This window comes from Roseovarius sp., assembly GCF_048262375.1.
Lineage (GTDB): Bacteria > Pseudomonadota > Alphaproteobacteria > Rhodobacterales > Rhodobacteraceae > Roseovarius.
The window spans coordinates 175,839-184,493 of record NZ_JBLXFE010000008.1; the positions used below are offsets into that span (position 1 = coordinate 175,839).

The 8,655-nt window shown below is 59.7% G+C and carries 9 protein-coding genes; all 9 read right to left on the reverse strand.

Features of this window, described 5'->3' with window-relative positions; genetic code table 11:
- Positions 1–78: 78 nt before the first annotated feature.
- Positions 79–1,602 (reverse strand): DEAD/DEAH box helicase, encoded by a 1,524-nt coding sequence (locus ACN0SW_RS11295; RefSeq protein WP_417728028.1) that lies wholly within the window; start codon positions 1,600–1,602, stop codon positions 79–81.
- 197 nt (positions 1,603–1,799) lie between these two features.
- Positions 1,800–2,768: a glycosyltransferase family 2 protein gene (locus ACN0SW_RS11300; RefSeq protein ID WP_417728029.1), complete on the reverse strand. Its 969-nt coding sequence runs from the start codon at positions 2,766–2,768 to the stop codon at positions 1,800–1,802.
- 41 nt (positions 2,769–2,809) lie between these two features.
- A complete protein-coding gene (locus ACN0SW_RS11305; protein ID WP_037244112.1) occupies positions 2,810–3,253 on the reverse strand; it encodes a MaoC family dehydratase in 444 nt (147 codons plus the stop codon).
- Between the two features lie 100 nt (positions 3,254–3,353).
- Complete coding sequence (locus ACN0SW_RS11310) at positions 3,354–4,226, reverse strand: TIGR01459 family HAD-type hydrolase (RefSeq protein ID WP_417728030.1); 873 nt, start codon at positions 4,224–4,226, stop codon at positions 3,354–3,356.
- 97 nt (positions 4,227–4,323) lie between these two features.
- Positions 4,324–4,827 (reverse strand): flavin reductase family protein, encoded by a 504-nt coding sequence (locus ACN0SW_RS11315; protein WP_417728031.1) that lies wholly within the window; start codon positions 4,825–4,827, stop codon positions 4,324–4,326.
- Between the two features lie 193 nt (positions 4,828–5,020).
- Positions 5,021–6,415 carry a TRAP transporter large permease gene (locus ACN0SW_RS11320; protein ID WP_417728032.1) on the reverse strand — a complete coding sequence of 465 codons (1,395 nt, stop codon included), beginning with the start codon at positions 6,413–6,415 and terminating at the stop codon, positions 5,021–5,023.
- A complete protein-coding gene (locus ACN0SW_RS11325) occupies positions 6,415–7,095 on the reverse strand; it encodes a TRAP transporter small permease (protein ID WP_417728033.1) in 681 nt (226 codons plus the stop codon). Before ACN0SW_RS11325 ends, ACN0SW_RS11320 begins: the two co-directional genes overlap by 1 nt.
- 116 nt (positions 7,096–7,211) lie before the next feature.
- Positions 7,212–8,213: a DctP family TRAP transporter solute-binding subunit gene (locus ACN0SW_RS11330; protein ID WP_417728034.1), complete on the reverse strand. Its 1,002-nt coding sequence runs from the start codon at positions 8,211–8,213 to the stop codon at positions 7,212–7,214.
- 251 nt (positions 8,214–8,464) lie between these two features.
- Positions 8,465–8,655, reverse strand: a 191-nt coding sequence (locus ACN0SW_RS11335) for a helix-turn-helix domain-containing protein (protein WP_417728035.1), incomplete at its 5' end; no start/stop codon positions are given.

Genomic DNA, 8,655 nt, shown 5'->3' on the forward strand with positions numbered 1-8,655 from the left:
TTGACTTTCGAATCCGTGCAAGTGTGCGGGTGACCCTGCGTGGATCACCCAAGTCATAAAACATTTTAAAATAGATAGTTAGCTAGCACGACGTTCATCAAAGCTGAGCGCGATGAAGCTGGGAAGGTGATCGCCCAGACCGACAACGCGCGGACCGCCACCATGGTCTTGGCGTCCACGACCCCCAGAGGCACCGCCACCTTGGCGCGGGCCGCGATCCTGTGAACGCTCGTTTTGACGGTCTTGTTGACGGTCATTGCGGCGGTCTTGCTGCTCGGGGAGTGCTTCGTCTTGAGTTGGAGCCTCAGTGACAGCTTCCTGGATGATTTCTGTTGGTTTTTGTACAGCCTCGGACTTGCCTCGGCTGCGACTGGTGCTGCGGGCACGGCGCGGCTTGGCGGGGCGGTCGTCGCTGCCTTGCGGGGCCTCTGCGTCGGTCGTCGGAGCGCCAAAGGTCACCGGACTCTCGACTCGGGGAATTTCCTTTTGAATCAAAGTCTCAACGCCCGAAAGGTTCTTTTCGTCGCGCGGATTGCAGATCATCAATGCCTTACCGGCCCGTCCCGCGCGACCGGTGCGGCCGATGCGGTGAACATAGTCCTCGGCGTGGCTGGGCACGTCAAAGTTGAACACATGGCTGACGGCTGGCACATCCAGACCGCGGGCGGCCACGTCGGAGGCCACAAGAAACCTCAGCGTGCCTGCACGGAACCCGTCGAGAGTGCGTGTCCGTTGGCTCTGCTCAAGATCACCATGGATCGGTGCCGCATCATAACCGTATTTCATCAATGACTTAGCGACCACATCCACATCGATCTTGCGGTTGCAAAAGATGATCGCATTGCTGCAGGATTCGCCTTCACGGTCAATCAATGCGCGCAGAAGCTTGCGCTTTTCGCTGTCAGCATTCTCTCGGCGCGAGGGTTTGAACATCACCACGCCCTGCTCGATGGTTTCGGATGCGGTTGCCTGTCGCGCGACCTCGACCCGGGCGGGGTTCGACAGGAAGGTGTTGGTGATCCGCTCGATCTCGGGCGCCATGGTGGCGGAGAAGAACAGCGTCTGACGAGTAAACGGCGTCAGGCTGAAAATCCGTTCAATATCAGGGATAAAGCCCATGTCCAGCATGCGGTCGGCTTCATCCACGACCATAATTTGAACGCCCGTTAACAACAGCTTGCCGCGCTCGAAATGATCGAGCAGGCGACCCGGTGTGGCGATCAGAACATCGACGCCTTTGTCGATGAGTTTATCCTGTTCCTTAAAGCTGACACCGCCGATGAGCAGCGCCTTGGTGAGCTTTAAGTGCTTGGAATATGTGTCAAAATTCTCGGCCACTTGAGCTGCGAGTTCGCGGGTGGGACAAAGCACGAGGCTGCGGGGCATGCGGGCGCGGGCGCGGCCACGGGCCAGAAGCGAAAGCATCGGCAGGGTGAAGCTGGCGGTTTTGCCGGTGCCGGTCTGGGCGATGCCGAGGACATCGCGGCCCTCAAGCGCATGGGGGATGGCTTCGGCCTGAATGGGGGTCGGGGTTTCGTAACCGGCCTCTTCGATGGCCTTAAGGACCTTGGGATTCAGGTTCAGATCAGAAAATTTTGTCATGTGTATCCGTGGTTTACGGACACAATCTTGGCCCGTACGTCTGGCGCGGGTTCGGGCCCCTCATGGGCCTGTGGTTCTCCACATGGATGACCCGCTGCGCAGCATTTACCTGAGAACGCGGTCAGCGTCAATGCGTCGCTGATTCTTGGCAGGGATACCGGGCTAAGATCAGATTATTGTCCTTTATTTGGAAACACTTATGCTTGTTCTGGAAAGTGGAGAGTGCGTTTGGTGTCGAGGTCGAGATTGAGGCTGTGGAGATGCCGGTGATCGGCAAGCCGATGGCAGAGGTCGGGGGTGGCGGTGCAGACCTCGGTGAAGAACTTGCGCAGGGCCAATTCGCCCCCTTCGGCCTCTAACATTTGAAAAAACTCATGCATATTAAGGGCATAGCCGTCAGAGTGCGGCGCGGGCTTGAGTTCGGCACGGTAGGAGCCGTGGCTGAGGCGATAGCGGTAGGCGGCCAGCCACTGATCCCATGTGGCGGCGTGCAGGTGGCAAAGTTTCAGTTCATGTAATTCTTCAACATCGTCGCATAAAATCTTGTTTTTAAATGCATTATGGATGCGAAGACTGATGTCTGGCAAGCCGGTTCGGACAAACACCTTGCCCGCTACATGGCTGAGAAAACCGCCGTTCAGATAGGGGCCGTAGGTGGGATAGATCGCGTTGGTCTGGGCACGTCGCTCGGCCTGTGAGAGGGCGCAGGACTTGTAACATCTGTAAGGTTCAGCGTCTTTTTTGTAAGGTTCGGGTGCCAGCGCCTCGATGGGGCGGACGCGGGCGCTGATCGTGTCAGGGGAGAGCCGCGCCAGCTGCGCCGCGAGCGGGCTGGCGGACCAGAGAAACTCATCGACGTCGATATGGGCGAGCCAATCGACCTGCGGTCGTTTGTTGAGACAATGAGTGGCGTTGATGCTCTGGCGCGGCTGGTGATTTTCCGGACGACCGTTGCGAGTGCGTCTGCGCCAATAGTCGTCGTCGCAGAGGATCACGCGGCATTTTGGATGGGCGCGCAATGCTGCCTCAGCCTGTTCGTTTGGCGCGTCGAGATAGACATGCACCCGGCGGGCACCCAGATCGAGATGATGGGCGGCGAAATTGAGGATGTCGCGGGCAGGGGCCTTGATCGTGGCGACCACGCCCCAAGTGGGTGATGCGTTCATTCAGGCAGAATGCTGTCAGCGCGTATCGCGCGCAAGGGTGGTTAATCGAACTTGCGCGAGGGGGCGAGAACCGTGGCTTCGCCGATCAGGACCTTCTTGCCATTGACCAGACAGCGGCAGTCGAGTTGCACCCGGCGTTTGCCGTGGTCGATGCCGATCACCTCGACCTCTGCATGGACCATGTCGCCGGGACGCACGGGGGCGAGGAATTTGAGGGTTTGGCCCATATAGACGGTTCCGTGGCCGGGCAGTTGTTCGCCAATAACCGCTGAAATCAGCCCGGCGGTCAGCATGCCATGTGCGATGCGTCCCTCAAAGATGGTGTCCTGCGCGTAATCGTCATCAAGATGCACCGGATTGCGGTCGGTCGAAACCTCGGCGAACATCTCGATGTCGCGGTCGGTGACGACCTTTCGCAGATGGCGGGTCATCCCCATCTCGATGTCTTCGATACAGATCGTGCCGCGCGGCATGTTGTCCAACATTCGCCCCTCCAACAGGTTTGGTGCGTAATTATTGGCCGATATTTTGACCAAAGTTGGAACTTTATTACTTTGCAGATGCAGAAAAATCAAGTGATTTCTGTCAGCGCAAGAATCCGATCGCGTAGGTGGGTTCTGATTTTTCCTTGTCCAAGTAGTGCCTTAGCGCAGTCTCATCGGGCTGGTGCGACGTTTTGGTCTCAGACGCGGCCAAGCCGCCGGAGATGAAGAGAGAATCGATATCCTCGCCCGTCGCTCCGGCCACGTCGGTATGAACCCCGTCCCCGATCGCAAGGATGCGGGCATTTTCGACATCGCGCCCCAGAGACAGAAGGCGGCGGCGGGCAAGGTCATAGATGGGCGGATGCGGTTTGCCGAAATAGAGGCTCTCACCGCCCATTTCCGTATAGAGCCGCGCCAGTGCACCCGCACACCATTCGCGCACCTCGCCCCGGTCCACCACGATGTCGGGATTGGCGCAGAGAAGTTTCAGGCCCTTTTGCTTAGCGTATAGAAACTGTGGCCGCATCTCGGCGGGGTCGCGGAGCGGATCGAAAGGCCCGACGCAGATGATGCCTTCGGCGTCTTCCAAGGGAACGCAGGTGATGGGGGCGGGGTTCTCGATCAGGTGAAGTGGATCGAAGAAACGTTCATCGACGGGTTGGCCGACAAACCAGACCTTTTCGCCGACGGCGCCCTGAAACATCGCGGCGCGGGCGCTGTCGCCGGAGGTGGCGATGGTGTCCCACGCGTCGCGCGGCACGCCGAAGCTGTCGAGTTGTTTCTCGACGCCAGCACGCGCGCGTGGCGAGTTGGTGACAAGCACGACGATGCCGCCCCCCGCGCGATAGGCCTGTAGGGCCGCCACGGCATCGGGCAGGGCGCGCACCCCGTCATGCACACAGCCCCAGAGATCGACAAAGAGCGCATCGTAATTTGCGGCGATGTCCTTGAGGGTGGTGATGATGCGGGTCATGGGCGGCTCCTTGGCTGTGCTTGGCGCAGATATGGCAGGGCCGCCGCGGTTTGGCCAGCGGTGGGTTTGAGTATTTTCGCCAAGATGGTGCGGGGGGTCAGTTTCCGTGCGGGCGCACGATATGGTAGTCACCGCTGAGATAGGTCAGCGGCTTTTGCCCGGCATTGGTGAGGGCTGTGACCGTGCCGATGCAGATGGCATGGCTGCCATGGATGATGCGGTCGGTCAGCATGCAGGAAAAGGCAGTGGCGCGCGGCAGCACCGGGCCTTCGGGACGGGGGGTGATATCGAGCCCGTCAAAGCGAGCCGCCGGGTTCTCGGGTGAGGGGCCGGCAAAGGCGCGGGCGACCTCGACCGCGTCCTCGGACAGGACATTGACGCAGAAGGCGCCGTTTTCGATTACCGCGCGGGCGATGCGGCTGTCGGTGCGCAGGCAGATCAGAACCGAAGGCGGGTCAGCCGAGAGCGAGGAAAAGGCGCTGACCGTGGCACCCGCGCGGCCCGTGACCCCGTCGGTTGTCACGACGGTCACCGTCGCCGCCACCTGTCGCATGGCGGAGAGAAAGGCGTCGCGCTCAACGCTGAGGGTGTCTGATATCACGCGCATCTCTCCTGTCGGGCTACGGTTCTTTGGGTAACGCCGAAATGTGGCGGGGTAAAGGAATTCCCGTGCCGGACGGGCAGGTAGCGTGGTGTCGCGCGCTTTCAAGCTGTAATCGCGAGAGGACAAAAAAAACCACGCAGGCCGGGGCCCGCGTGGTCAGGGGGAACGGTTTGATCCGTCCTTGTTGTGTCTATTTGATGATCACCTCGGGGCCCATCACCGCATTGGGCAAAACGGTCGAGATCCATGGCACATAGGTGACGATGATCAGGAACACGAAGAGCACAGCGAGGAAGGGCAGGGATGCCCGCACCACGGCCATCATCGGCATGCCTGCCACACCGGAGGTCACAAAGAGGTTGAGGCCAACGGGCGGGGTGATCATGCCGATTTCCATGTTCACCACCATGATGATGCCAAGGTGAATGGGGTCAATCCCAAGCTCGATGGCGATGGGAAAGACCAGCGGAGCCACGATCACCAAGAGGCCAGAGGGTTCCATGAACTGCCCGCCGATGAGCAGGATCACGTTGACCACGATGAGGAATGTCACCGGCCCCAGCCCCGCGCCGAGCATGGCGTTGGCGATATGTTGGGGGATTTGTTCCTCGGTCAGCACATGTTTGAGGATAAGCGCGTTGGCGATCACGAACATGAGCATCACGGTGAGCTTGCCCGCATCCAACAGGGTCTTGCGGGTGTCGCGGTGGAAAAAGGCGGTGACAAGCGCCGTGGGGCGTTGGTAGAGCGCCAGCGGTGCCTGACCCTCTCCGCGTGCGAGGGGACCCATATCGCGATAGACGAAGGAGGCGACGAAGAAGGCATAGACTGCCGCCACCGCTGCGGCCTCGGTCGGGGTGAAGATCGCACCGGTGATGCCGGGGATGCCATAGATCCCCACCATGATGATGATAATCAGCAAGAGCCCCCATGCCGCGTCGCGAAAGCTGTCGAAAATTTCGCGCCAGCCGCGCCATTCGCCCTTGGGCATGTTCTTGATCTTGGCGATGACATAGATGGTGATCATCAGCATCGACCCGGCCAAGAGCCCCGGCAGCACCCCTGCAAGGAACATCCGTCCGACAGAAACATCCGTGGCGCTGGCATAGACCACCATGACGATAGAGGGCGGAATGAGGATGCCGAGCGTGCCCGCGTTACAGATTACGCCCGCTGCGAATTCCTTGGTGTAGCCCAATTGGCGCATGGCGGCGATGACGATGGTACCGATGGCGACCACGGTGGCGGGGGACGAGCCCGAGAGCGCCGCGAACATCATACAGGCCAGAACCCCGGCAATTGCGAGGCCGCCGGGCAGGTGGCCGACGCAAGCGATGGCAAAGCGGATGATGCGCTGCGCCACGCCGCCGGTGGACATGAAGGACGAGGCCAGCACGAAGAAGGGAATAGCGAGCAGAGTGAAATGCCCGACGAAGGCGTTGAGCAGCGTGCCTGAAATCGACGCCAGCGAGGTATCGGAATAGATCAGCATGAAGATTGTAGAGCTGAGCCCGAGCGAGATGGCGATTGGCACGCCGATCAGCATCAGGCCGACGACCATGGTGAAGAGCAGAGCGACATCCATCAGTTTTGGCCTCCTTTGGTGTCGCGCGCATGGGCGGCGCGGAGTTCCTCGATTTCGTCTTCAACCTCGTGGCTGGCAATCAGGCGCTCGCTCCGACCCGTCCAGATGGCGATGGCAGCTTGCGTAAAGCGCAGGACGAGCAGAAAGGCCGAAAGCGGCATCACGAAATAGGGCACCACCTTGGGCAGTTTTTCGTAGGCGTCGCCATAGTTGATCAGGTCTTCGAGAAAGCGGAACACGGCCAGCATGGGCACATCCTGCACCTCGTAAAAGCTCTGGGAGCGGGCGGAGGTGTCGAAGCCCGTTGGAAACCAGCGACCGGAGGTGGGCGGCAGGTCGGCAAAGACCGCCCAATAGTCATAGCTGCCCTTGAGCAGCAGCAGTGAAAAGATCAAGCAGGCCGCGACCGCCAAGAGGCCGACCAGCCGCCGCATCGGCTCGGAGAGCAGGTTGATCACTGCGTCGACGCCCAGATGCGCGTGTTTCTTGACCGCGTAGGAGGCACCCAAGAGAACGAGCCAACCGAACATGAACACGGTCAGTTCGAGCGCCCAGAGAATATTCATGTTGAACACATATCGGGCAACGACGTTGGCAAAGGTCAACAGTGTCATCAGCCCCAAGAGAGCGGCGATCACCGTCTCTTCGATATGGTCGATTAGCCCTGTCTTGTGCTGCATCGTCCCATTCCTAATTTTGCTGAGGGTATCGCACTTCGGGCGGGTCACTTGAAAACCCGCCCGATGCGATCAATGGCCTGCCATTCTGGCGGCGGGCCGCACCATTTAAGGCCGGATCAGGAGTTGGAGTTCGAAGCCACGGCGGCGTCGATGTTTTCCTGACCCACGTCCTCCTTGAACTGGTCCCAAACGGGGTTCATTGTCTCGACCCATTTGGCGCGCTGTTCCGGAGAGAGCTGACGCACTACGCCGCCAGCATTGATGATCGCCTGCTTGGCCTCTTCGTTGACGCGGCTGGATTCCGCATTCCGAGCCTCTGTCACTTCGCTGACGATGGTCATGAACTGATCGCGCACATCGGGTTCCAGGCTGTCGAGGAAATCAACGCTGGCCACGACGAGATAGTCGATGATGCCGTGGTTGGTCTCGGTGGTGCCATCCTGCACCTCAAAGAACTTTTGCCCGTAAATGTTGGACCATGTGTTTTCCTGCCCATCGACAACGCCCTGTTGCAGCGCGCCGTAGACCTCGGAGAAGGCCATTTTCTGGGGGCTGCCACCAATTGCGTTCATCTGCGCCACAAGCACATCCGAAGATTGCACGCGGAACTTGAGGCCATTGGCGTCCGTAGGCTCGAGCAGCGGCTTGTTCGCTGACATCTGCTTCATGCCGTTGTGCCAGTAGGCCAGACCCTGAAGGCCACGGCGCTGCATCGAATCGAGCATGGCCTGACCTGTCTCGGAGCCTTGGAAGCGGTCAACGGCGGCCACATCGGCAAAGAGGAAGGGCAGGTCGAAGAGGCGGAACTGCTTGGTGAATTTTTCGAACTTTGACAGCGAGGGTGCGGCCAGTTGCACATCGCCCTGCAACATCGCCTCAAGCACTTTGTCATCGTCATAGAGTGTGGAGTTGGGGAACACCTCCATGCACATTTTGCCGTTCATTTCCTCGTTGACGCGGGCTTGCAACAAAGAGGCGGCGATGCCCTTGGGGTGTTTGTCGGTGTTGGTGACATGGCTGAACTTGACGACGATTTCGCCGTCTTCACAAGCGGCCATAGCGGCGCCTGCGCCAACGGTCAGAGCCAGTGCCGAGACGGCAGCGGTCAGGAATTTCATGTGGGTCTCCTCCCAAGTGGTCATGGTGTGACTGTGCCCAAGCCGGGCACGGTGACGTCATGGTGAGGTAAAGCAGTTCTCCGCTCAAGAATTTGTATGATTCTCAGGCAAGATGCTCATTTTGTGACAGGTTAACAAATGGTTGCACGGCAAAACCAGGCGGGCAGGTTTGCGCCGGGTGCATGGCTTGTGCGGTATTTCACACAAGCGACTCGGGATGTGTGCGGAATTTCGCACAAATTTCTCTGGGCTCAGCGGCGGTAATCTTCGGGCCGAATCCCATAGCGGGTGAGCTTGTCATAGAAGGTTTTGCGCGGCAGTTTCAGGGCCACTGCGGCCTGTGCCGCGCGCCCGTTCTGTCGCCCGAGCGCCGCAACAATGAGCGAGCGCTCAACCCGTGCCATCTGTTCGGCAAGGCCCAACTCGGCGGCCTCGGCGGCGC